The sequence below is a fragment of the Gordonia sp. UBA7599 genome (assembly GCA_002477755.1).
Taxonomy (GTDB): Bacteria; Actinomycetota; Actinomycetes; order Mycobacteriales; family Mycobacteriaceae; genus Gordonia.
On record DLKD01000102.1, the window covers coordinates 623 to 23,843 of the forward strand.

A 23,221-nucleotide genomic window follows, 5' to 3' on the forward strand; every position below is an offset into this window, starting at 1 on the left:
GCGAACTGCAGCCGCGAGATCCGCGCCAACAGCCGGTAGCCGCGCGGAGTCATCGTCGTATCGAGAGCCTCGACCGTCGTCGGGTAGCCGAAGCAGCGGCCGAGGAGCGATAGATCGAGCAGATCGGCGTCGGACAGATCCTCGATCGCGCCGAGTGCTTTACGGAGCTCGGCATCGGTCGGAGGTTCCGGCGACGCGTAATAGTCGCGGACGAGGAGTTCGCGCATGACCTCGTTGTCGCCCAGCAATTCTTCGCGTTGCAGCCGCACCTGGCGCCCGTTGGTGCCCAGCTCCAGGATGTAGAAGTCGATCTCGTCGGCAACCCGTCGCACCATTTCCATGCGCTGCGCGGCACTCATGACCTCACGCAGGGTGACATCGTCCTCGATCTCGGCGCGCGACAACTGGCCGAGCACCTCGTCGAGGCGTGTGCGGTACCGCTCGAGCGTGGCCAGCGCGACGTTGGCGCGCGACAGGATCGGGTCGGGGTTCTCGACGACCCGCCGGCTGCCGTCGACGTAGGCGCTCACGATCGACATCGAGGCACTTACCGAGATGACCGGGTAGCCGGTCTGGATGGCGGTGCGCTCAGCGGCGCGGTGGCGGGTGCCCGACTCGTTGGTCGGGATCGTCGGATCCGGCATGAGTTGCACGTTGGCCCGCAGGATTCGAGCGCCGTCGGTCGAGAGCACGAGCGCGCCGTCCATCTTCGCCAGCTCACGCAGACGCGTCGGGGCGAACTCGACGTCGAGGTGGAACCCGCCGTCGCAGATCTTCTCCACGTCGTCGTCGTGACCGAGGACGATCAAAGCGCCGGTCCCGCCGCGCAGGATCCGTTCGAGTCCGTCGCGCAGGCCGGTACCGGGCGCTACGCGGGCCAGTGTCTCGCGCGTCAGGTCGGACATGGGCGTGGTCATAGTGCTCCGGACTCGGGGTGGTTGCGGTGCAACTAGAATATCGGTCCGTGAGCACAAGCTTTGCGGTACCCGACGAGTTGGAGCCCGTGACCCGCCATCCGAAGGTAACTCCGCCGGGCGAGGACATGCGCTACCACCACGCGCTCTGCTACGGCTGCGGGGCCGACGCGGTCAACGGACTCCACGTGCGCGTCATCGCCGGCGAGGGTGCGACATCGACGGCGACAATGACCGTCCCGCAGTGGATGGAGGGCGGTCCCGGCGTGATCCACGGCGGCCTCCTGTCCGCCGCATTCGACGAGGTCATGGGGACCACCGCGCTGCTCATCGGCGTGCCGGTGGTCACCGGTCATCTCGAGATCGACTTCGCCAAGCCCATCCCGATCGGCTCGTCGCTGTGGTTCACCGGTGAAGTCCTCGGTCGAGTCGGACGCAAGATCTACATGCGTTCCGAAGCATTCATCGTCGACGCGGATGGGGAGGCGGCGGCCGACGCGAAGCCGGTTGCGAGAAGTCTCGCGCTGTTCATCGGGATCGATCCGCGCAAACACTTCTCCGCCCACGTCGCGAATTCGCAGCGTCCCGACGCCTGGACGAAGTACTCGAGTCCGTAGGCGATGCGCACTGGACGGCCTGTCTGGCCGGTAGGCGCTAGAAGGTTGCCGGCGGACCGTCGAAGAGGCAGGCATTCACGGCCTCGCCGAGGTTTGTGACGCGGGTGATGCGGATCCCGTCGGGCAGGTCCTCGCGGTCGGCCCGGGCGGCCGGGATGACGGCGTGGCGGAATCCGAGGCGTTTGGCCTCGGCGACGCGGCGGCCCAGGGCACTGACCGGGCGGACCTCACCGGCCAGGCCTACTTCGCCGATCACGACCGTGTGGAACGGGATCGGCTTTTCCTCTTGCACCGATGCCACCGCCATCGCGATCGCGAGGTCCGCCGCTGGTTCGGTGACGCGCATGCCGCCCACCGTCGACGCGTAGACCTCGGCCTTGCCGAGTGCGGACATCTTCAGCCGGGCCTGCAGGACGGCCAGGATCATGGCCACCCGGGCGCCGTCGAGGCCGGACACCGCGCGGCGTGGATTGTGCATGTCGGTCGAGTTGGCCAACGCCTGCACCTCGCCGACCAGCGCGCGCTTGCCATCCATCGTGACCAGCACCGCCGAGCCGGTCACGTCGCCCTGGCGCTGGTGCCAGAAGATCCCCGACGGGTCGGTGACCTGGTGGATGCCGTTGTCGCGCTGCTCGAAGCAGCCCACCTCGTCGGCGGCGCCGAAACGGTTCTTGATGCCGCGCACCATCCGCAGCGGGGAGTGTTTGTCGCCCTCGAAGCTGAGCACCACGTCTACGAGGTGCTCCAACGACCGCGGGCCCGCGACCGCGCCGTCCTTGGTGACGTGCCCGACGAGGACGACCGCGACGCCGGTGTTCTTCGCCAGCGACACCAGCGCGGTGGTGACCGCCCGGATCTGCGTGACGCCGCCGTGGACGCCGTCGGCGTCGGTGGCGATCATCGTCTGCACCGAGTCGACGATCAGCAGCGTCGGATCCACGTCGGTGACGTGCCCGAGCACCGTCGCCAAGTCGGATTCGGCGGCCAGGTAGACGTTCTCGTCGACGGCATCGGTGCGCTCGGCGCGCAACCGGACCTGCCCGGCGGACTCCTCGCCGGTGACGTAGAGGACGCGGCGACCCGCACGCGCCCAGTGTTTGGCGGCCTCGAGCAGAAGCGTCGATTTTCCGACGCCGGGCTCGCCGGCGAGCAGGATCACCGACCCCGGCACGACGCCGCGACCGAGGACGCGGTCGAATTCGCCGATCCCCGTCGGGATGACTTTGGCGGCGTCGGAACCGATCTCGGTCAGGCGTTTGGCCGGGCTCGACGGTGCGACGCCGACGGCACCGCGGCTCCTGCTCGTCGATGCCGGAGCAGCCTCGTCGACGGTGCCCCACTCGCCGCACTCGGGGCAGCGGCCGACCCATTTGGCGGGCTGGTGCCCACAGGCGCCGCATCGGTACACCGCTCGCGTCTTCACAGCCACCGGCACAGCCTAACGGGACGCACCGACACCGCCCCGGATGCAAACCGCCCCCCGGGCGAGTGTCCGGGGGGCGGTTGGTCTGCGGTCGGGCAGGAGGTCAGTGGTGTCCGCCCTCTTCGGCCGAGTCGGCCGGGTCCTTGTCCTTGCGCTCCATCAGCGAGCCCGCGTCGACAGGGGTGTCCACGACGATGCTCGACGCCTTGCCCTTGGTGGAGAAGTTGAAGGTCAACGGCACGGTCAGGCCGGGGGAGACGAGCTTGCCGGCACCGGTGTAGGTGACCTCGAGCGGGGTCTGGCCCTGCGTCGCGATCATGCCCGCGGGCTTGCCGGCGCGCAGCACCAGGCCGGCGGGGACGGTGGTGTCGCCGTCGAGCGTGATGGTGCCGGTCGGCGCAGTGATCGACACGAGCTTGGTGTCGTTGACCGGGTCGTTGTTGCTGATGTAGAACGCGATTTGGAACGGGCCGCCGTTGGTGAACACCTCCGCCGGGGCTGTCGTGCCCGGGTAGATGATCTGGACGTCGGCCAGCGTGAGCGCGCCCAAGCGGACGGTGGCCCCGTTGACGGCGGCAGCCTGGGTTGCGGTCTGCGAAACCTGGCCTGCCCCGCATGCGGATATCGAGACGACGACCCCGAGGCCGACAGCAGCGGCTATCGCGGACTTGACGAGTGCGGACTGGGAGAGCTGAAACACCGTGATCCTCCGGCTGTGGTCGTCGTGGCGTTCCGCGGGCGCTACCCGGGAACCCTCACTACGCAGCGTAGTGGGCCCACCGGCCTCCCGTCCGGCGGGGTGGTGAGATTCGCCAAAAATCCGCACTCGCGATATTGGCGGAGGTGAACACAATCGTGAGCCCGCGTGGGCTGTACCACAGTCGGTAGTAGACGGCGATAGTCGCCCTGGCCAGCGCAAAGACCCTTGATCACCCGCTTGACCTGCACCGTTGTGAGAAGCCCGTCAGGGGCGCGTGTTAGACTTGCCTCAGTTGAAAGGGGCGCTACGTTCATGAATTTCAAAGTTGGCGACACCGTTGTCTACCCCCATCACGGTGCCGCGAGGGTCGAGGACATCGTGACCCGCACCATCAAGGGTGAACCGGTCGAATACCTCGTCCTGAAGGTCACCGATGGTGACATGACCGTCCAGATCCCCTCTTCGAAGTTGGAGTACGTCGGCGTCCGCGACGTCGTCGGCGAGGAGGGCCTCGACCAGGTCTTCCAGGTGTTGCGTGCGCCGCACACCGAGGAGCCGACCAACTGGGCCCGCCGCTTCAAGGCCAACCAGGAGAAGCTGATCTCCGGCGACATCATCAAGGTGGCCGAGATCGTGCGCGACCTGTGGCGCCGCGAGCAGGACCGTGGCCTGTCGGCCGGCGAGAAGCGCATGCTCACCCGTGCGCGTCGCGTCCTCGTCGACGAGCTCTCGCTCGCCCAGAACACCGACGACGAGAAGGCCTCGAGCATTCTCGACGAGGTCCTGGCCGCCGCCTCCTAGGCGCAATCGCACTTGTCCACCTCGGTCATCGTCCCGGCCGCCGGGTCGGGTGTTCGGCTGGGCGAGAACCGGCCGAAGGCCTTTGTCGACGTCGGTGGTCGCAGCATCCTGTGGCATACCGTCTTTGCGATCTGCGAGTACTCGGCTGATGACTGGTTCGATCTCGACCGGATCATCGTCGTCGTCCCCGCTGATCTGATGGTGGCAGCGCGCCACGAAGCCCAGAGCGCCGCAGATAATGCCGGCCGGGGGACCGAGGTCGTGGTCGTGCCCGGCGGGGCCGAGCGTTCCGATTCCGTGCGCGCCGGCCTGGCGCAGGCCACCGGTGAATACGTCCTCGTCCACGACGCCGCGCGTACCTTCACTCCGGCCGCCGTGTTCGAGCGTGTGGTGGGCGCATTGCTCGAGGGGCACCCCGTCGTCGTGCCCGGTCTGCCCGTCGTCGACACGCTCAAACGAGTCGACCAGGGCGGTCGGGTGGTGCAGACCGTCGACCGTTCGGTTCTGCGCGCCATTCAAACCCCGCAAGGCTTCACTGCCGACGCCCTGGCCCGTGCCTACGCCGACGCCGGTGACACCGCGACCGACGACGCCGGACTGGCCGAGCGTGCGGGTCTGCCGGTGCAGGTCGTCGAGGGCGATCCGCTGGCCTTCAAGATCACGAAGCAGTGGGACCTGCGGCTGGCGCGGACCATCAGTGAAGGGCGGGATTGATGAGGGTGGGTATAGGCACCGACGTGCACAAGACTGCCGCGGGCGTCCCGTGCTGGATGGTCGGTCTGCACTTCCCCGACGATGACGGTTGCGAGGGCCACTCCGACGGTGACGTCGGTGCCCACGCGCTCTGCGATGCCGTGCTCTCGGCTGCCGGACTCGGAGACCTCGGGTCGGTGTTCGGCACCGGCAAACCCGAATGGGAGGGCGTGTCAGGTACCCGGATGCTCGAGCATGTCGCCGAGCTGGTGCGGGAATCCGGACTGGTCGTCGTCAACGGATCGGTGCAGGTGATCGGGAACCGGCCGAAGATCGGGCCGCGACGCGAGGAGGCCTCGCGCGTACTGGCCGCGGCGCTGGGAGCGCCGGTATCGGTCTCGGCGACGACGACCGACGGGCTCGGCTTGACCGGGCGCGGCGAGGGGATCGCCGCCATCGCGACCGCGCTGGTAACCGACCGGTAGGATCGCAGGTCGTGACCCTACGCCTGTACGACACCGCGGCCCGCGAGGTCCGCGACTTCACGCCCCTGACCGACGGCCGCGTGACCGTCTACCTGTGTGGGGCGACCGTGCAGGGTGTGCCGCACATCGGCCACGTCCGCAGCGGCATCGCATTCGATGTCCTGCGGCGCTGGTTGGCGCACGCCGGCAACGACGTCTTGTTCGTCCGCAACGTCACCGATATCGACGACAAGATCCTGCGCAAGGCGCAGGAAGCCGGCCGCCCCTGGTGGGAGTGGGCCGCCACGCACGAGCGCGAGTTCGACGACGCCTACCGCGCACTGGGAGTGTTGCCGCCGTCGGCCGAGCCGCGCGCCACCGGCTTCGTCCCGCAGATGATCGTCTATATGCAGCGGCTCATCGAGCGTGGTCACGCGTATGCCGCCGAGGGGAACGTCTACTTCGACGTGCTCTCGCTGCCGGAGTACGGATCGCTTTCGGGGCACAAGCTCGACGATGTGCACCAGGGCGAAAGCGCAGGCACGGGAAAGCGCGACCCGCGCGACTTCACGCTGTGGAAGGCCGCCAAGCCCGGCGAACCGTCGTGGGACACCCCGTGGGGTCCGGGTAGACCCGGGTGGCACCTGGAGTGCTCGGCGATGGCGACCGGCCTGTTGGGGCCCGAGTTCGACATCCATTGCGGCGGGATGGATCTGATCTTCCCGCACCACGAGAACGAGATCGCCCAGAGTCACGGCGCCGGGGACGGCTTTGCGCGGTTCTGGCTGCACAACGGCTGGGTGACCATGAGCGGCGAGAAGATGAGCAAGTCGCTCGGGAACGTGGTCGCGATCCCAGAAATGCTGCGCAAGGTGCGCGCGGTTGAGTTGCGCTACTACCTGGGCAGTGCCCACTACCGTTCGATGCTGGAGTACTCCGACGGTGCGCTGCACGAGGCGGCGACGGCTTACCGTCGAATCGAGTCATTCGTCCGCCGCGTCGACTCGAGGGTCGCGCCGGTGCCGATCGGCGAGGTGCCCGCCGAGTTCACGGCGGCCCTCGACGACGACCTGGGCGTACCCGCCGGGCTCGCCGTCATCCACAACGCGGTCCGGTCGGGCAACACGGCGCTGGAGAATGGTGACGGTGACGTCGCCGTCGTCGTCGCCGGGCAGGTCCGCGCGATGATGGATATCCTCGGCACCGACCCGATGGCGCCCAACTGGGTCGATGCCGCCGACGACTCGACGGCGGTGGCGGCGCTCGACGTGCTGGTGCGCGCCGATCTGGATCGACGGGCCCAGGCCCGCAAGGACAAGGACTGGGCGGTGGCCGACGAGGTTCGCGACCGACTCGCGGAGGCGGGGGTCGAGGTCACCGACACACCCGACGGTGCACAGTGGTCGCTGCGAGAGGCAGGTGCCTGATGGCCGGCAATTCCAAGCGCAAAGGCGCGATCCGCAAGTCTGGCACAAAGAAGGGGCAGACCGTCGGATCGGGCGGGCAGCGACGTCGCGGCCTCGAGGCGCGCGGTGCGACGCCGAAGGCCGAGGACCGCGTCTACCACGCCGCGCACAGGCGCAAAGTCGCCGCGCAGAAGCAGGCCGCCAAGCGTCCGCGACGCAAGGATGACGACGCCCCCGAGTACGTCCTGGGCCGCAATCCCGTCGTCGAATGCCTGCGCGCCGGTGTGCCCGCGACCGCCCTGTACCTGGTGACCGGTGTCGAGGCCGACGAGCGGATTACGGAGGCGGTCGGGATCGCCGGCGCCAAGGGGATCTCGATTCTCGAGGTGACCAAGAACGAACTGGACCGCATGTCGTCCAACGGCCTTCACCAGGGCATCGGCCTGCAGGTTCCGCCGTACGTGTACGCGCACCCCGAGGACCTCATGGCGCAGGCGATCGCGTCGGGGCAGCCGCCGCTGTTGGTGGCACTCGACAACATCACCGACCCGCGCAACCTCGGTGCGGTGATCCGTTCGGTCGCCGCGTTTGGTGGACACGGCGTCCTCATCCCGCAGCGCCGCAGCGCGAGCGTCACCGCTGTCGCGTGGCGCACCAGCGCCGGGGCGGCCGCGCGACTGCCCGTCGCGCAGGCACCCAACCTGACCCGCACGCTCAAGGACTGGGCCAAGGCGGGTGCGCAGATCGTGGGCCTCGACACCGAGGGTGCGGTCAGCCTTGACGAGTACGACGGCACCGGGCCGACGGTGATCGTCGTCGGGTCGGAGGGCAAGGGACTCTCCCGTCTAGTGCGTGAGACCTGCGATTCGGTCCTGGCGATCCCCATGGCCGGCGACGTCGAGAGTCTCAACGCATCTGTTGCAGCCGGCGTCGTGCTGGCAGATTTCGCCCGCCAGCGCCGCCAGTCCTAGTGACCGTGGGTGCTCGAGCGGTCCAGTTGTGATCGCGCGGCGACGATTTGCGGATTGTCAGCGCGCGATCACAATTGGTGCGCGGGAGATCAGTGCCGGGTGATGGGCGCGAGGCTGACACCGGCGGACAGCAGGGCAGCGCGGGTCGTGCGGGCATGTTCCACCGCGCCCGGGGTATCGCCGTGCAGGCAGACCGACTCCGCCTCGATGACGATCGTCGACCCGTCGACGGCGGTAAGCCGCCCGGTCGTGACGAGCTCGACCACGCGCCGGGCAATCTCGTCGGAGTCGGTGAGCAGTGCGCCCGGCTCCGATCGCGGCACCAACGTCCCGTCGGGGCGGTAGCCACGGTCGGCGAACGCCTCGGTGATGACCGGTAGGCCCGCATCGCGGGCCATGGCCAGTACCAGCGAACCGGGCAGACCCATGACGGGCAGGCCCGGGTCGACCGAGCGCACCGCCTCAACTACTGCGGCGGCCTGCTCCTCGTCGGCGACGATCGTGTTGTACAGCGCACCGTGCGGCTTGACGTAGCGCACCCGCGTACCGGCCGCCGAGGCGAGCGCGGCCAGGGCGCCGATCTGGTAGACGATGTCGGCACGCAGATCCTCGGGATCCATCGCCATGTAGCGGCGGCCGAATCCTTCACGGTCGGGATAGGAGACCTGGGCCCCGATTGCGACCCCGCGACGGTGAGCCTGCGCGCACGTGCGGGCGAGGACCGTCGGAGACCCGGCGTGGAAACCACAGGCGACGTTTGCGCTGGTCACGATCGCCAGCATCGCCTCGTCATCGCCGACTTCCTCACCCAAATCGGCGTTCAAGTCGATAGTGGCGGTCACGGAACCAATCGTAGGCGGTTTACCCTGTCAATTATGACTGCGATGAATGAGGCGATCGTGACCGCAGAGGGCACGGTCGTCGGCGTCCGGGGCAAGCGCACGCGATCGGGCACGATCAGCTGGAAGGGCATCCCCTTCGCCGCCCCGCCCGTCGGGCCGCTGCGTTTCCGCGCACCCGAGCCGGTCACGCCGTGGAAGGGCCGGTTCGCCGCCAACGCCTACGGTACCGCCGAAATCCAGGAAAAGATGTTCACCGCGGTTGGGCCGGGCCGGTTCCAGCCGACCGGTGAGGACTGTTTGAGCCTCAACGTCTTCTCGCCCGACCGGATCTCCGCCAACCCGCGGCCGGTGATGGTCTTCATCCACGGCGGTGCTTACTTCCTGGGCACCACAGCCACACCGCTCTATGACGGATCGCTCCTCGCCAAGGTGGGCGACGTGGTGGTCGTGACCGTGCAGTACCGCTTCGGCCCCTTCGGTTACCTCGACTTCAGCCAATACAGCAGCGACGTGCGCCCGTTCGAGGACAACCTCGGTCTGCGCGACCAGGTCGCCTCGCTGGAGTGGGTGCAGCGCAACATTGCCGCGTTCGGTGGCGACCCCGACAATGTGACCGTGTTCGGCGAGAGTGCTGGCGGCTCGTCGGTGACCGCGTTGTTGTCCACGCCGGCGGCGGAGGGCCTGTTCAACCAGGCGATCGCGCAAAGCCCGGCCAACGAGTTGAACATCTCGAAGGAGACCGCCGCGCACTTCGCGCAGGAGTTCGTCAAGATGCTCGACGACCGGTCCTACCGGGCGGGGAGTGGCGGAGCGCCGGTGCCCCCTGAGCGGGCGCGCGAGCTGCTGACCAATGCGACGCCGGAGCAGCTGCACCGAGTAGGCAAGCGCCTCACCGCGTACTCGCCCAACTCGGGCACCGGCGAGTTCCTGCCATACGGCCCGACTTTCGGTACGGAGTACCTGCCGCAGGACCCCAACAAGGCCGCCCGCGACGGCAACACCCACCGCGTACCGCTGATCATCGGGACCAACCGCGACGAGGGCCGCTTGTTCACCCGCGGGGCATCCTTCCTGCCCACCGATGACCAAGACCAGTCGGAAGTCGCTTTCCCGGAGGGCGAGCAGGTGTTTCTGGGCGTCGACGCGGAGTATCGGGCGGCGCTCGTGCAGGCGTACTCGGAGGGGCACCGGGGTGGCGACCCGGTCCACATGCTGGGTGACTCGGTGTTCTGGGGCCCGGCGATCGCGTTCGCCGAGGGCCACTCGGCTGCGGGCAACCCCACCTACGTCTACCGCTACGACTTCGACACGAAAGTCCTGCGCGCCAGCGGCATGCGGGCCACGCATGCCACCGAACTGTTCGCCGTGTTCGGCGCGTACCGCACGGCCATCGGTGCAGCGCTGGCGGTCGGGGACTGGAAGACCACGGGCAAGATGACCCGCGTGATGCAGGGCCACTGGACGACATTCGCCCGCACCGGCCAACCGGAGCTGCAGTGGACGCCCTACGCCGCGGCCAACCGCGACACGATGGTCTTCGACGTCCACTCCCGGATCGTGCACGACCCGTACCCGCAGCGGCGCGAGGCCTGGATGCGCGCGCACGGCCTCGTCCCCGCCTGACGTCGTGCGGTACGCCCGCCCGACGGTCGGGCCGGTCCTGGCCGTGTCGGTGTTCCTCCTCGTCGCGTGCAACGGTTCGCCGACTGGCGACGACTATCCCTCGCTGCCCCCGACCCCCGCGAGTTCGCCGGTGGTCACCGCACCCGCGACCGGCTCGCCGACGACCGCCGACGACACTCGCACGGCATGGCCGTCGCCGACGGTGATCTCCCTGCCGCCCCCTTACATTGCGCGCACACAGTGGGTGCAGACGGAGGTCGGCCCGAGTCTGCAGGTGTACCCGACCGACGCGGGCAGGCAGGTCACCGAGCCCGGTGCCCAGGACACCGCCTGGCGGGAGGTCGTGGCGAAGTCCTCGCCCTACGGGCAGTACTCGGCGTCGTCGCCGGGCATGCGCGCGCAGTTCGACTGTCACTGGGTGTGGGCACGCGCCGTCGCGCCGGACAAGCCGTCATGGAATCTGGAACCCGGGCGCCCGGTGGTCGACGAGAACGAGATGGTCTCGGCCCGCTGCAACCCGGGCGCGCCCGAGGAGTGATCCCCGACGGGGATCCGATGCCGCGAAGCGGCGATGCGGTGTCAGACCCCGCGGCAATACTGGGGTCATGACGAAGACCCTTTACGTGGACCTGGACAACACCCTCGTCGATTTCGTTTCCGGCATCGAGCGGCTCTCCGCCTCGGATCGCGCGGAGTTCGAGGGGCGCTATGACGATGCGCCGGGAATCTTTGCGCTCATGGATCCGATGCCGGGCGCGGTGCAGGCGTACCGGGAGCTCTCACAACTCTTCGACACCTACATCCTGTCGACGGCACCGTGGGACAACCCGAGCGCATGGTCGGACAAGTTGCTCTGGGTCAAGCGCCACCTCGGTGGCGAACCCGATGATCCGGCGTACAAGCGGCTGATCCTGAGCCACCATAAGAACCTCAACCGCGGCGACTTCATCGTCGACGATCGCACCGCGCGCGGCGTCGATGAGTTCGAAGGTGAGCACATCCACTTCGGTACCGAGGGCTGGGCCACTTGGTCCGAGGTGCTCGACCATCTTCGACCGCTGGCAACGAAAGGGTGACCATGTCTGACAACGTTCTCGACATCTACCGCAACGGCTTGGACTTCTTCGAGTCGATTGTGCAGGGCGTGCCCGGCGGCGCCTGGCAGCGCCCGTCGCCGTGCGCCGGGTGGACTGCACTCGACGTTCTCGGCCACGTGGGGCAGGCGACGAGTATCGGTGCCCGGATTGTTCGCGGCGAGACAGTCGTGCCCAGCGAGTTCGACCCACCGTCGACTGCGGTCGACGGCGATCCCGCCTTTTGGTGGGTGCAGCAGGCGACGCCGGCTCGTGCGGTCCTCGACGAGGGCATCGACCTGGACTTGGTGGTGGACAGCCCGATGGGTCGTCGCTCAGTCCGTGAGGGCCTGGCGTTCCCGGCCGCCGACCTCTACATGCACGGGTGGGACTTGGGTGCCGCGACCGGCAACTCGGTGGAGATCCCCGACGAGGCGATCGCGTTCATCAACGCCTTGTTCGAGAAGATCCCCGAGGAGATGACCCGTCGGCCCGGCGTCTTCGGCCCCGCAGTGGCGTCGCCCGACGGGGCAACCGCTACGCAGGTGCTGATGGCCTTCGCCGGCAGGGATCCCGGACATTCCTGACCCAACCCGCTTTCGGCAATCCCACATCGGTCGACGCGGAATTGACGAAACGGTGTGCGATTCGTGATGTGAAGGGTCAGAGGGCGCGGTCGCGGCGGTGTCCGGCGAAGCGGCAGCCCAGGTAGATGACGAACGAGATACTGGTGACGAACACCGATACCGGTAGGCCGGGTGCCAGTGACAGTACGAGGCCGCCCACGGCGGCGACCTCGGCGAACAGAATCGCCAGGCCGGTGACCACCGTCGGGTTCGACGAGAGGCGCATGGCGGCTGCGCCGGGTGCGATGAACATCGACATCACCAGCAGCGCGCCGATGATTTGGACGCCCTGGGCACACGCCAGGCCCATCAGGACGGCGAACACGATGGACAACATCCGCGTCGGGACACCGCCCGCCAGAGCTACGCGTGGATCGACGGAGGCGAACAGCAGTGGCCGGTAGATGACGGCGAGAACGGCGATCACGACGACGGTGGTGATCGCAATGGCCGTCAGCCCGCCCAGACCGACGCTCACGACCTGGCCGGTCAGCATCGCGAACCCGGTGGACGCGTTGCCGTAGAGCGCCAGGAATAGCACGGCCAGGCCGAGCCCGAACGCCATCACAACGCCGATCACCGAGTCGCGCTCGCGCGCCCGGTGGCCGAGAATTCCGAAGGTAAGCGCCGCGACGATAGCTCCGATCACCCCGCCGAGGTTGACGCTGAACCCGGCAAGCAGGGCAGCAGCGGCCCCTGTCACCGACAACTCGCTGACGCCGTGGACGGCGAAGGACATCTGCCGTGCGACGATGAGCGGCGACAACAGGCCGCCGAGCAGGCCGAGCAGTGCGAGAGCAACGAGCGCCTGCTGGACGAAGTCCCGGCCGAGCAGATCACCGGTCGTCGTCAGATCGAAGAAGCTACCCACCGGCCGACCCGTCTTCGCAGTGATGGCCGTCCTCGGTGCCCAAGACGACAAGTCGATCGCCGATCCGCACGACGTCGACGCGGGTGCCGTACAACGCGGAGAGCACCTCGGTGCGCATGACCTCATCGGGGGTGCCGACGACGAAGCGCCCGCCGGCCAGATAGACGACACGGTCCACGTAAGGCAGCACCGGGTTGATCTCGTGGGTCACGAATACCAGGGCGGTGCCCGCCGACCGCCGTCGCGCGTCCAGCAGTTCCAATATGCGAGCCCCGCTGCCCGGGTCGAGGCTCGAGAGCGGCTCGTCGCACAGCAGCAGTCCGGGGTCGCGGGTGAGGGCCTGTGCGACGCGCAGCCGCTGCTGTTCGCCGCCGGAGAGCAGTCCGAACGGTCGAGACGCGAACCCGGAGGCGTCCACCTGGGCCACGGCCGCGTCCACGAGCTCCCGGCGGCGTCGGCGATCGCGCCAGCCGATGCCCCACCGCGAACCGTCGACGCCGAACCCGACGAGATCGCGCCCGCGCACGGCCAGCGGATCGGCATCGTCGGCATGCTGCTGCGGGACGTAGCCCACGCTCGTGGTGACCTCGACCGAACCGGCGGTCGGCGGCACCTGGCCCAGCAGCATCCGCAGCAACGAGGTCTTGCCCGAACCGTTGGGCCCCAGGACGGCCACGAACTCGCCGCGCGCGATCGACAGCGTGAGGCCGCGCCACAGCACCCGATCGCCGAGCACGAGTTCGGCGTCGGTCAGCGTGGCGACCGGGGTGCCCTCGGTCGGTGACAGCGGCACCGGTGTCACGAGCCCAGGGCCCGGGCCAGGGCGTCGATCTGGGCGCCCTGCCACTGGGCGTAGGTGGTGACGCCGACGGGCAGCGATTCAGTGAGCGTGACGACCGGGACGCCGGCGCGGCGGGCGGTGTCGGCCACGGCCGTGGTGACCGGGTTGACGGCCTGTGCGTTGTACAGGAGGGCCTTGGCGGTGTGGGAGGTCAGCAGATCCTCGAGCTTGGCGCGGTCGGCGGCCGACGGCGATTGGCCGTTTTCCACCGCCGCGGTGAATCCCGGCGGGGACGCGTCAACGAGTCCGGCGGCCGTGATGAGATAGCCGGCCAGCGGCTCGGTTTGTGCGACTTTGGCGCCGCGGTGGCGGGCCGAGATCCCGGCGAGCTTGCCCTGCAGGTCGTCGAGCTGCTTACCGAAAGCGGCGGCGTTGCGGCGGTAGTCGGCGGCGTGGGCGGGGGAGTGTCGGGCCAACGCGACGGCCAGCGCGTCGGCGGTCTTGCGTACCGCGGTCAAGCTGTAGAAGACGTGCTCGTTCGCCCCGTCGCTGCTGCGCGGGTGGTCGGCATGCCCGTCGTCGTCATGTCCACCGTCGCCGTGGCCCTCGTCATGTGCCCCGTCGCCGACGCCGATGAGCGACGCGGCGTCGATAACCGACGCCGACGGCGACTTCTTCGCCTTCGCGAGGTACTCGTCGTAGTGCCCGCCGTTGATCAGGACGATGTCTGCGTCGGCTACCGCCGCGGAGTCGACGGCCGACGGGGTGAAGTCGTGCGGATCGCCGTCGGCGGAGATGTAGAGGGCCTTGACTGTGCCGTTGGCACCGACGATTTCCTGGGCGACCGCCCCCCAGACGTTGGTGGAGGTGACGACGAGCGGACGCATGACCTCCGTCGAGTCAGACCCGTCCGAGCATCCGCTCAGGACGGCGGTGGTGGTGATGACCGCTGCCGCGACGGCGGCGGACAGGCGGCGGCGATGGCGCACAGGATCTCGATTCGAAGCTGGTGGGCTCCGACGGGGAGCCACTAATGAAAATGGTTTCCGAAAGCATAGCGCGTGGTGACCCGATACGCGCGACGAGGCTGTTCAGCTCACCATGACGGGGACGACGAACGTGCGCAGCATCTGCGCTTCATCATCGGGATCGGTTCCCGGGGTCGTAAGCAGCGAGAGCATCACCCGGACCAGCCAACGCGCCCGCTCGGCGTCAGAACCGGCGCCCGTTCCAGTGGACCCAGCACCACGCAAGCCGGCGACGAAGCTGCGTGCGAGCGACTCGATCGCCGGCGATACGACGGCGAGCTGGGCGGCGGTGGCGACCCCGTCGGGCCGGAACCAATTGGCGAATGCGGGATTGCCGCGCACCAGACGGAGTGCGACAGTGACCGCCGCGATCAGACGATCGCCGGCGTCGCCGCCCCTGTCGGCAGCGGCGACCTCGTGGGCCAGGCGGTCGGCAGACCGGTCGACGAACGCGGCTTGGACTGTTTCGCGGCTCGGGAAGTAGCGGTAGAGCGTCGCGCGCGAGCATCCGGCGGCGGCAGCCAGGTCGCGCATGGTCACGCCGTCGACGCCGTGCGTGGCGTACAGCGCCTCGGCGGCGTCGAGGATGCGCTGCGCGGCGGCGTCGATGCGTTGTGCCTGCCAGTTCAGGCTCGTGGCCGTCATGCGTGGCGTCCCGGGTGGAAGGGGACGAAGTCGGGCCGACGCACGTAGTTGCCCGATGCCCAGCGGATACCCGCCGGATCCACGTCGAAGTCGGGGTATCGGGCGAGTAGCTCGGTGAGCGCCACGCGGGCCTGCATGCGTGCCGCCGCGGCTCCCAGGCAGTGGTGGTTGCCATGGCTGAAGGTGAGGATCGAACGCGGCTCGCGGAGGACGTCGAGGTGCTCGGCGTCGGGGCCGAAGCGGTGCGGATCGCGATTCGCCGAGGCGTAGCAGAGGAGCACCTTGCGGCCCTCGGGGATCGTCACCGGACCGCGCGGGGTGTCGGCGTAGCGCACATCGGCCGTCGTGGTGCGTGCCAGCCCCTGTACCGGGGAAGTCAGCCGCAGCAGTTCTTCGACCGCGCCCGGGATCAGGCTCGGATCGTTGACGAGGAGGCGCCGCTGGTCGGGATCGGCCGCGAGGAGTTCGACGCCGCCGCCGAGCATGCCGGTCGTCGTGTCGTTGCCCCCGGCGACCATCGTGAAGGCGAACGCCAGGATTGACAGCAGTCCTGCCGGGTCTTCGGCGCGGCCGGATTCCACCAGTGCTGAGACAGTGTCATCGCCGGGGTGGTCGCGGCGGAACGTGATCAGCTCGCTGAAGTAGCCCAACATCTCGGCAGTCGCATCGCCCGCGCTGATTTGGTCGGACCCGCTCGCTTCGCTCCCGCCGCCGGCGGTGACGGCGGCGAGACCACCCGCGGCGTTGGCGCCCACGATGGCTTGCGTCCACCCGTCGAAACGCGACCAATCCGATTCGGGGACCCCGAGATAGTGGGCGACCACCATCGAGGGCAGTGGTTTGAACAGCTGGCCGACGATGTCGGCGGCGCCGTCGGCCATCTCATCGAGACGTGCGACGACGAACTCGCGGACGCGGGGCTCGACGTCGACGACCTGCCGGGGTGTGAAGCCCCGAGCCACCAGTTTGCGGAACCGCGTGTGGACCGGTGGGTCCTGCATGACGAGTGGCGGGTTGTCGGCCATGCCGATCGCCTCGAGTTCCCCGTAGATGACGGTCAGGCCCTGTGCCGACGAGAAGGTCGTCGCATCGGCCGCAGCCGCCCAGACGTCGGCGTGACGCGTGAGGACCCAGTACTCACCGGGGTCGTCGCCGTCTGGGGGAGTGACGACTCGGTGGACCGGGTCGTACTCGCGTAGTTCGCGATACATGTCGAACGGGTCTCGCCAGCTGTCGCCGGATCGCAGTCGGAATTGTGGCGTTCGTGACACCGTAGTAAGCATGTCGCAAGAATAAGACAGTTGTGTTTGTGTGTCTCACTGTTTCGAACCTGCCGCGCGCCGCCCGTGAGGTGCCGCGATCGCGGCGTACTGTCGCGCCCGTGGCCTGCAACGACGCCCAATCGCTGGTGAGGCGAACCATCAGCACGCCGGTGGTCGTGGTGATGTGCACCGCCGCTGTCGTTGCATTGTGCTGGTACCTGTTTGTGCACCCGGTCGAGGGTTCGTACGGCCTGTTCACCAACGGCGTCGACACCCGCGTCTACCGCGGTGGTGGGCGCGCCGTTCTGCATGGCACCCCCCTCTACGATGTGCCGGTCTACCGATATTGGTGGTTCACCTACCCGCCTTTCGCCGCGTTGCTGATGACGCCGCTGGCGTTGGTGAGCACCGCCCACGCCGTCGCACTCGTGCAGGTGGTCAATGTCATCTGCTTGTTCTTGTTCACCGCGCTGATCCTCAACGCAATGGGGTTCGCGCGCGACCGGCGGTTCTGGGTTACCGCGGTCGCTGCGGCACTGGGTGCGTCGATGCTCGAGCCCGTGCAGACGACGATCTTCAACGGCCAGGTGAACCTCGTGTTGGCCGTGATCGTCGTCGGATGCTTGACCCTGATGCCGGGGGCGGCGCGCGGCGTCGGAGTGGGGCTGGCGGCCGGGATCAAATTGACGCCGATCTTCTTCGTCGCCTACTTCGCCATCACGCGCCAGTTTCGGGCCATGGCGACGGCGATGGCGGTATTCGTCGCCACGGTCGTGATCGGCCTGGTTGCACTGCGCGGGCAGGCGTGGCACTACTGGACGAATTCGGGCAACACCTCCCACATCGGAGTGGAGGCCGTGCCACCCAACCAGTCGATTCACGGTCAGCTCGACCGTCTCGAGGCACTGGGCCTGCTGCACGCCCCGGGGTGGTTGTGGGTCCCGGTCGGATTGGTGGTCGGTGTCATCGGCCTGTACGCCGCGTGGCGGGTCCAACGAGCCGGCGCGACGATGCTCGCGATCACTCTCGTCGGGATGACCTCGTGCGCGATTTCCCCATTCAGCTGGGGACACCATTGGGTGTGGTTCGTCCCCCTCATCCTGATCGCGGTCGTCGCCGCGTCGGACCGCGCGCGCCGAGACCGACCGGCGACGTGGGTGTGGTGGCTGGCACCCGCTGTGATCACCACGGGCACGCTCGCCTGGCGATTCCGCGTCGCCTTCAACGGTGAAATGGTGTGGCGCACGGGCAGCTTCCGGGTCTTTTGGGACCCGAGCGCGGAGGGCGGATCAGCGGTGTTGGCGGCCATTGGCTCCGCGTCCTACCTGATCCTGTTCGCCGCGACCATCGCGGTGTGCCTCGGCTGGGCTGTGCGCACCGATCCGTGACCAGCGTGCGGTCTATGGTGGAGCCATGGTCCAAGCGTTGCCCCGCCGCATTGCGGTGATCTCGGTGCACACGTCGCCGCTGGCACAGCCGGGGACCGGGGACGCGGGCGGGATGAACGTCTATGTCTGGCAGACCGCGGTCCGCCTGGCCCAGCGTGGAGTCCAGGTGGAGATCTTCACCCGGGCCACCAGCTCGACCGACGAACCCGTCGTCCGAGCCGCCCCCGGCGTCCTGGTGCGCAATGTGCCAGCCGGTCCCTTCGAGGGTCTGGACAAAGCCGACCTGCCCGCCCAGCTGTGCGGTTTTTCCGCGGGGGTCCTCGGGGTCGAGGCCGCCCACGCGACCGGCCACTACGACCTTGTCCACTCGCACTACTGGCTGTCGGGCCAGGTCGGCTGGTTGGCCGCCAACCGCTGGGGAGTGCCGCTCGTCCACACCGCGCACACCCTTGCCGCCGTCAAGAACGCGTCGCTGGCTGACGGCGACACCGAGGAACCGCGCTTGCGGATCATCGGCGAACAACAGGTCGTCGACGTCGCCGACCGCCTCGTCGCCAACACCGCCACCGAGGCCGGCGAGTTGGAAGCGATGTATCGCGCCGACCCCGGCAAGATCGACGTCGTCGCACCCGGTGCTGATCTCGACTGTTTCACCCCGGGGGACCGCGCAGCGGCCCGGGCGGACCTGGGCCTGGCGCCCGACCAGATGATCGTCGCGTTCGTTGGACGCATTCAACCCCTCAAGGCACCCGATGTGCTGTTGCGCGCCGCTGCTCCTCTCATCACCGCCGACCGCTCGCCACGGCCGCTGCGACTGGTCGTCGTCGGTGGGCCGTCGGGGACCGGCCGGGAACACCCGAGTGCGCTGGCCGACCTGGCCGCCGAACTGGGCATTGCCGACCGCGTGACTTTCATTCCGCCGCAGCCACCTGCGCGGCTGGCACAGGTCTACCGTGCCGCCGACGTCGTCGCCGTGCCGAGTTACTCGGAGAGCTTCGGTCTCGTCGCGATCGAGGCGCAGGCCTGCGGCACCCCGGTGCTCGCGGCCGACGTGGGAGGGCTGGGCACCGCGGTCGCCGACGGCAGTACCGGAATCCTGGTCGACGGCCACAGGGTCACCGATTGGAGCAACGCGATGGAGAAGATGTTGGCTGATCCGGGCCGCCTCGCGGCGATGGGTACGGCCGCTCGTGGTCATGCCGAACGTTTCTCCTGGGACCGCACCGCCGACGGACTGCTTGCCTCGTACGGCCGTGCCATGAAGTCCAGGCGCGACGGTCGTGCGACCCCCCGCACCGGACGCCCGCGCTGGCTGCGACGCACCAAGTACGAGGCGGCGCTGTGAGTGCGGTGGCCAACCTCGCCAAGCTCACCGCGGCGCTACACGAGCGCGAGATCGACTACACCCGCAAGTCGTCGGGCGGCCCCGACGGCGAGCACGTCATCCTCGAACTGCCCGGCGAGAAGAAGCTCAAGACGACCGTGCTGCTCACGGCCACAGCCCATGGCGCGCGGGTGGAGGCGTTCGTGTGTCGTCACCCCGACGAGAACCTCGTCGGCGTCTTCAAATACCTGCTGCAGCGCAACCGGCGCCTCTACGGCGTCGCCTACACCGTCGACAACATCGGCGACATCTACCTGGTCGGCCAGATCAGCACGGAGGCGCTGACACCCGATGAGCTCGATCGAGTCCTCGGCCAGATCCTGGAGGCCGCCGACGGCGACTTCAACGTGCTACTCGAACTGGGCTTTGCCACCTCGATCCGACGGGAATGGGCATGGCGGGTGTCGCGCCGCGAACCCCTGCACAACCTGCTGGCCTTCGAGCACCTCATCGACAAAGAGTCGTTGCCCGCCCCCGGTGAGCCGCTGCCCGAGCAATACCGGCCCGGTCGCGCCCCCGGGGAGGAGCCGTCCGGCCCGCCCGCGTGAGGATGCTGTGAGAAACTGACTGCCATGAGCAACGGCACCCTAATCCTGATGCGCCACGGCGAGAGCGAGTGGAACGCCTCCAACCAGTTCACCGGCTGGGTCGACGTCGCCCTCACCGACAAGGGCCGCGCCGAAGCGGTCCGGGCGGGCGAACTCCTCGTCGAACACGACGTGCTGCCCGACGTGCTGTACACCTCCCTGCTGCGCCGCGCGATCACCACCGCGCAGATCGCCCTGGACGCCGCCGACCGGCTGTGGATCCCGGTCGTGCGCGATTGGCGTCTCAACGAGCGCCACTACGGCGCCCTGCAGGGCCTGAACAAGGCCGAGACCAAGGCGAAGTACGGCGACGAACAATTCATGCTGTGGCGCCGCAGCTACGACACCCCGCCGCCGCCGATCGACCCGGCGTCGGAGTACAGCCAGACCGACGACCCGCGCTACGCCGACCTCGCCGAAGTGCCGCTGACCGAGTGCCTCAAAGACGTCGTCGTGCGCCTCATCCCGTACTACGGGGAGACCATCGCCGCCGATTTGCGCGCGGGCAAGACCGTTTTGGTCGCCGCGCACGGCAACTCGCTACGCGCACTCGTCAAGCACTTGGAGGGGATCTCCGACGCTGACATCGCGGAGTTGAACATCCCGACTGGCAACCCGCTGCGCTACGAGTTCGACGCCGACGGAAACGTGACCGGCAAGGGCGTGTACCTGGATCCGGAGGCTGCCGCCGCCGGTGCCGCGGCGGTGGCCGCACAGGGCCAGAAGTAATCCTGGCGAGCAGGGTCTGCCCCCTACTAGGCTGGGATGCATGGCTGAGCTCCGCGTAGACCATGAACCGTCCCAGGAGCGCTATGAAGCGTTCATCGACGAGGACGGCACGACAACATCGGTCGGGTACATCGACTACATGACCGAACCCGACACCTTGGTGCTCACACACACCGTGGTGCACGACCAATTCAGCGGCCGCGGGTTTGCCGGTCAGCTGGCCAAGTACGTCCTCGACGACGCGGCTGCCAGTGGCAAGAAGATCGTCCCGGTGTGCAGCTACATCCAGACCTACGTCGAACGCCACCCCGAGTACAAGGACCTCGTCCGCGAACAGCGCTGACGAGTCGGCGAACAGTCGGTGAACGGCCGTCGAATTTCGACGGTCCAGGTGGGAATTCCGCCTCCGCGCGACGTACTCTGAGGTAGTGACCGTTGCCCTGATCGTCGCAGCGATCGTTTGTGCGCTTGTCGGCGGCGTCGTGGTTGGGCGCCTCGTCTTCGGCCAGCCCGCCTTCCTCTTCGATGACCCCATCACCCCGTTGTCGGTGCTGCCGCCGGCACCGCCGGCGCCAGACTCGCTGACCCCGCAGGACCGCTCCGACGTGCTGCGGATGATCGTGCGGCAGTCCGCGCACGGCGTCGTCGTCGTCGAGGAGAGCGGCGATTTGGCGCTGTACAACGAAGCGGCGGTCCATCTCAGCCTGGTCATCGAGGACCAACTGCAGCCCGTCGTCGCCGAGCACGTCATGGCCGTGCTGCACTCCGGCGGTGACCAGCGCTTCGAGTTCATTCCACCCCCCACGACGGCCGGATTCCTGGCGACCGCCCGTGCGACGGCACCGCAACCGGTGCTCTCGGTCCGCTGCCTGGCGCGCTACGTCGAGCTCAACGGCCTGCGGTTCGTCCTGGTGTACGGCGACGACGACTCCGAGAACGTCCGAGTCGAGGCGACCCGGCGCGATTTCGTCGCAAACGTCAGCCACGAGTTGAAGACGCCGGTCGGAGCGATCGCACTGCTCACCGAAGCGCTCATGGAGTCCGTGGACGACCCCGAATCGGTGCGCCACTTCGGCTCCCGGGTGTCGGCCGAGACCAAGCGGATGGGCAATCTCGTCACCGAGCTGATCGCGCTGTCGCGACTGCAGGGTGGTGAGACCGCCGAGTTCGCCACCGTCGACGTCGACGAGTTGGTCGACGAGGCGCTGACCGCCGCGCAGATTCCCGCCGAGGCGGCACAGATCTCGTTGACCAGCGACGATGCGTGCGGCCTGTTCGTCTACGGCGACCGCCCGCTGCTGCTGACCGCGCTCAACAACCTCATCTCCAACGCGATCGCCTACTCGCCCGCGGGGACCGTCGTCTCGGTCAGTCGGCGGGTCATCGAACCCGAGGACGAGACGGCGGTGCCGATGGTGGCCGTCGCCGTCACCGACCGCGGCATCGGCATCGAGGCGACCGACCAGGAGCGCGTCTTCGAGCGGTTCTTCCGCGTCGACAAGGCCCGCTCCCGCATGACCGGCGGCACCGGACTGGGCTTGGCGATCGTCAAGCACGTCGCCGCCAACCACTCCGGCACTATCTCGGTGTGGAGCCGTCCGGGGACCGGGTCGACCTTCACCCTGGCGATCCCGCAGGCCTTCGCCGCCCCGGACACACCAGCCCACGACCCGGCACTCGAACCGGGGGAAAAGGAACTCCTGTGACCCACGTTCTCATCGTCGAAGACGAGGAATCGCTGGCTGACCCGCTAGCCTTCCTGCTCCGCAAGGAGGGGTTCGAGGCGAGCGTGATCAATGACGGCGCGGGCGCACTGGCCGCATTCGACCGCACCAACCCCGACATCGTGCTCCTGGATCTCATGTTGCCCGGCATGTCGGGCACCGAGGTCTGCAAGGCGCTGCGCTCCCGCTCGTCGGTACCGGTGATCATGGTGACCGCGCGCGACAGCGAGATCGACAAGGTCGTCGGGTTGGAGCTCGGCGCCGACGACTATGTGACGAAGCCGTACTCGGCTCGCGAACTCATTGCGCGGATCCGGGCCGTGCTGCGCCGCGGCGCCGATGCCGGGGCCGACGACGAGACCGTCGACGGTGTGCTCGAGGCCGGCCCGGTGCGCATGGACGTCGACCGGCACACCGTCAGCGTCGACGGCGAGCTGATCACGTTGCCGCTCAAGGAGTTCGACCTGCTCGAATACCTGATGCGCAACGCCGGTCGGGTGCTGACGCGCGGTCAGCTGATCGATCGCGTGTGGGGCGCCGACTATGTCGGGGACACCAAGACCCTGGATGTGCACGTCAAACGGCTGCGGTCGAAGATCGAGCCCGACCCGTCGTCACCGGTCCACCTGCTGACGGTGCGCGGCCTCGGGTACAAGTTCGAGGCGTAGC

At 68.4% G+C, this 23,221-nt stretch carries 26 protein-coding genes; 17 read left to right on the forward strand and 9 right to left on the reverse strand.

The window, feature by feature from the left end:
* Positions 1–905 (reverse strand): DNA integrity scanning diadenylate cyclase DisA (gene disA, locus B4L26_RS11635; RefSeq protein WP_349680479.1); only part of this gene is annotated, 905 nt, incomplete at its 3' end.
* A gap of 59 nt (positions 906–964) precedes the next feature.
* Between disA and B4L26_RS11640 the strand changes: the two genes are divergently transcribed.
* Entirely contained in the window at positions 965–1,531 is a 567-nt protein-coding gene (locus B4L26_RS11640; protein WP_290719037.1) for a PaaI family thioesterase, read from the forward strand.
* A 37-nt stretch (positions 1,532–1,568) separates the two neighbouring features.
* Here the strand turns inward: B4L26_RS11640 and radA are convergent, their stop codons facing one another.
* Both radA and B4L26_RS11650 read right to left on the reverse strand, forming a co-directional pair.
* Complete coding sequence (gene radA, locus B4L26_RS11645; protein ID WP_290719038.1) at positions 1,569–2,960, reverse strand: DNA repair protein RadA; 1,392 nt, start codon at positions 2,958–2,960, stop codon at positions 1,569–1,571.
* A gap of 97 nt (positions 2,961–3,057) precedes the next feature.
* On the reverse strand, positions 3,058–3,654 hold the full coding sequence (locus B4L26_RS11650) for a hypothetical protein (RefSeq protein ID WP_290719039.1): 597 nt from the start codon (positions 3,652–3,654) through the stop codon (positions 3,058–3,060).
* Between the two features lie 312 nt (positions 3,655–3,966).
* Here B4L26_RS11650 and B4L26_RS11655 point away from each other — a divergent pair, with 312 nt between their 5' ends.
* The 5 genes from B4L26_RS11655 to rlmB are packed head-to-tail and all read left to right on the forward strand — an operon-like array spanning position 3,967 to position 7,989.
* Positions 3,967–4,455, forward strand: a complete 489-nt coding sequence (locus B4L26_RS11655) for a CarD family transcriptional regulator (RefSeq protein WP_290719040.1) — start codon at positions 3,967–3,969, stop codon at positions 4,453–4,455.
* A 12-nt stretch (positions 4,456–4,467) separates the two neighbouring features.
* A complete protein-coding gene (ispD, locus tag B4L26_RS11660; protein WP_290719041.1) occupies positions 4,468–5,169 on the forward strand; it encodes a 2-C-methyl-D-erythritol 4-phosphate cytidylyltransferase in 702 nt (233 codons plus the stop codon).
* Complete coding sequence (ispF, locus tag B4L26_RS11665) at positions 5,169–5,633, forward strand: 2-C-methyl-D-erythritol 2,4-cyclodiphosphate synthase (protein WP_290719042.1); 465 nt, start codon at positions 5,169–5,171, stop codon at positions 5,631–5,633. The genes ispD and ispF overlap by 1 nt, the downstream gene beginning before the upstream one ends.
* 11 nt (positions 5,634–5,644) lie before the next feature.
* Positions 5,645–7,039, forward strand: coding sequence for a cysteine--tRNA ligase (gene cysS, locus B4L26_RS11670; protein ID WP_290719043.1), 1,395 nt, complete (start codon positions 5,645–5,647; stop codon positions 7,037–7,039).
* The gene (gene rlmB, locus B4L26_RS11675; RefSeq protein ID WP_290719044.1) at positions 7,039–7,989 is read left to right on the forward strand and encodes a 23S rRNA (guanosine(2251)-2'-O)-methyltransferase RlmB; all 951 of its coding nucleotides are present in this window, start codon (positions 7,039–7,041) and stop codon (positions 7,987–7,989) included. The genes cysS and rlmB overlap by 1 nt, the downstream gene beginning before the upstream one ends.
* A gap of 89 nt (positions 7,990–8,078) precedes the next feature.
* Here the strand turns inward: rlmB and B4L26_RS11680 are convergent, their stop codons facing one another.
* Positions 8,079–8,831: a LamB/YcsF family protein gene (locus B4L26_RS11680; protein ID WP_290719045.1), complete on the reverse strand. Its 753-nt coding sequence runs from the start codon at positions 8,829–8,831 to the stop codon at positions 8,079–8,081.
* 33 nt (positions 8,832–8,864) lie between these two features.
* Between B4L26_RS11680 and B4L26_RS11685 the strand changes: the two genes are divergently transcribed.
* The 4 genes from B4L26_RS11685 to B4L26_RS11700 all read left to right on the forward strand — a co-directional run bounded on the left by B4L26_RS11685 (position 8,865) and on the right by B4L26_RS11700 (position 12,114).
* The gene (locus B4L26_RS11685) at positions 8,865–10,454 is read left to right on the forward strand and encodes a carboxylesterase/lipase family protein (protein WP_290719046.1); all 1,590 of its coding nucleotides are present in this window, start codon (positions 8,865–8,867) and stop codon (positions 10,452–10,454) included.
* 4 nt (positions 10,455–10,458) lie between these two features.
* The gene (locus B4L26_RS11690) at positions 10,459–10,992 is read left to right on the forward strand and encodes a DUF2599 domain-containing protein (protein WP_290719047.1); all 534 of its coding nucleotides are present in this window, start codon (positions 10,459–10,461) and stop codon (positions 10,990–10,992) included.
* 67 nt (positions 10,993–11,059) lie between these two features.
* Complete coding sequence (locus tag B4L26_RS11695) at positions 11,060–11,530, forward strand: 5' nucleotidase, NT5C type (protein WP_290719048.1); 471 nt, start codon at positions 11,060–11,062, stop codon at positions 11,528–11,530.
* Between the two features lie 2 nt (positions 11,531–11,532).
* On the forward strand, positions 11,533–12,114 hold the full coding sequence (locus B4L26_RS11700) for a TIGR03086 family metal-binding protein (RefSeq protein WP_290719049.1): 582 nt from the start codon (positions 11,533–11,535) through the stop codon (positions 12,112–12,114).
* Positions 12,115–12,190: 76 nt separating this feature from the next.
* Here B4L26_RS11700 and B4L26_RS11705 read toward each other — a convergent pair whose 3' ends face one another.
* From B4L26_RS11705 to B4L26_RS11725, 5 genes are all read right to left on the reverse strand, one after another.
* A complete protein-coding gene (locus B4L26_RS11705) occupies positions 12,191–13,024 on the reverse strand; it encodes a metal ABC transporter permease (protein ID WP_290719050.1) in 834 nt (277 codons plus the stop codon).
* Positions 13,017–13,826: a metal ABC transporter ATP-binding protein gene (locus tag B4L26_RS11710; RefSeq protein ID WP_299486832.1), complete on the reverse strand. Its 810-nt coding sequence runs from the start codon at positions 13,824–13,826 to the stop codon at positions 13,017–13,019. Before B4L26_RS11710 ends, B4L26_RS11705 begins: the two co-directional genes overlap by 8 nt.
* On the reverse strand, positions 13,823–14,794 hold the full coding sequence (locus B4L26_RS11715) for a metal ABC transporter solute-binding protein, Zn/Mn family (protein ID WP_290719051.1): 972 nt from the start codon (positions 14,792–14,794) through the stop codon (positions 13,823–13,825). The genes B4L26_RS11710 and B4L26_RS11715 overlap by 4 nt, the downstream gene beginning before the upstream one ends.
* Positions 14,795–14,896: 102 nt before the next feature.
* Complete coding sequence (locus B4L26_RS11720) at positions 14,897–15,478, reverse strand: TetR/AcrR family transcriptional regulator (RefSeq protein ID WP_290719052.1); 582 nt, start codon at positions 15,476–15,478, stop codon at positions 14,897–14,899.
* Positions 15,475–16,761 carry a cytochrome P450 gene (locus tag B4L26_RS11725; protein ID WP_290719053.1) on the reverse strand — a complete coding sequence of 429 codons (1,287 nt, stop codon included), beginning with the start codon at positions 16,759–16,761 and terminating at the stop codon, positions 15,475–15,477. The genes B4L26_RS11720 and B4L26_RS11725 overlap by 4 nt, the downstream gene beginning before the upstream one ends.
* A gap of 98 nt (positions 16,762–16,859) precedes the next feature.
* On the opposite strand from B4L26_RS11725, the gene B4L26_RS11730 reads away from it, so the two are divergent.
* From B4L26_RS11730 to B4L26_RS11760, 7 genes are all read left to right on the forward strand, one after another.
* On the forward strand, positions 16,860–18,128 hold the full coding sequence (locus B4L26_RS11730; RefSeq protein WP_290719054.1) for a glycosyltransferase 87 family protein: 1,269 nt from the start codon (positions 16,860–16,862) through the stop codon (positions 18,126–18,128).
* Positions 18,129–18,153: 25 nt separating this feature from the next.
* On the forward strand, positions 18,154–19,473 hold the full coding sequence (gene mshA / locus B4L26_RS11735) for a D-inositol-3-phosphate glycosyltransferase (protein ID WP_290719055.1): 1,320 nt from the start codon (positions 18,154–18,156) through the stop codon (positions 19,471–19,473).
* A complete protein-coding gene (locus tag B4L26_RS11740) occupies positions 19,470–20,060 on the forward strand; it encodes a YbjN domain-containing protein (protein ID WP_290719056.1) in 591 nt (196 codons plus the stop codon). The genes mshA and B4L26_RS11740 overlap by 4 nt, the downstream gene beginning before the upstream one ends.
* A gap of 24 nt (positions 20,061–20,084) precedes the next feature.
* Positions 20,085–20,828 (forward strand): phosphoglyceromutase, encoded by a 744-nt coding sequence (locus B4L26_RS11745; protein ID WP_290719057.1) that lies wholly within the window; start codon positions 20,085–20,087, stop codon positions 20,826–20,828.
* Between the two features lie 40 nt (positions 20,829–20,868).
* Positions 20,869–21,171, forward strand: coding sequence for a GNAT family N-acetyltransferase (locus B4L26_RS11750; protein WP_290719058.1), 303 nt, complete (start codon positions 20,869–20,871; stop codon positions 21,169–21,171).
* Positions 21,172–21,256: 85 nt separating this feature from the next.
* Positions 21,257–22,534 carry a sensor histidine kinase gene (locus B4L26_RS11755; protein ID WP_290719059.1) on the forward strand — a complete coding sequence of 426 codons (1,278 nt, stop codon included), beginning with the start codon at positions 21,257–21,259 and terminating at the stop codon, positions 22,532–22,534.
* A complete protein-coding gene (locus B4L26_RS11760; protein WP_290719060.1) occupies positions 22,531–23,220 on the forward strand; it encodes a response regulator transcription factor in 690 nt (229 codons plus the stop codon). Before B4L26_RS11755 ends, B4L26_RS11760 begins: the two co-directional genes overlap by 4 nt.
* The last annotated feature ends 1 nt before the right edge of the window (position 23,221 follow it).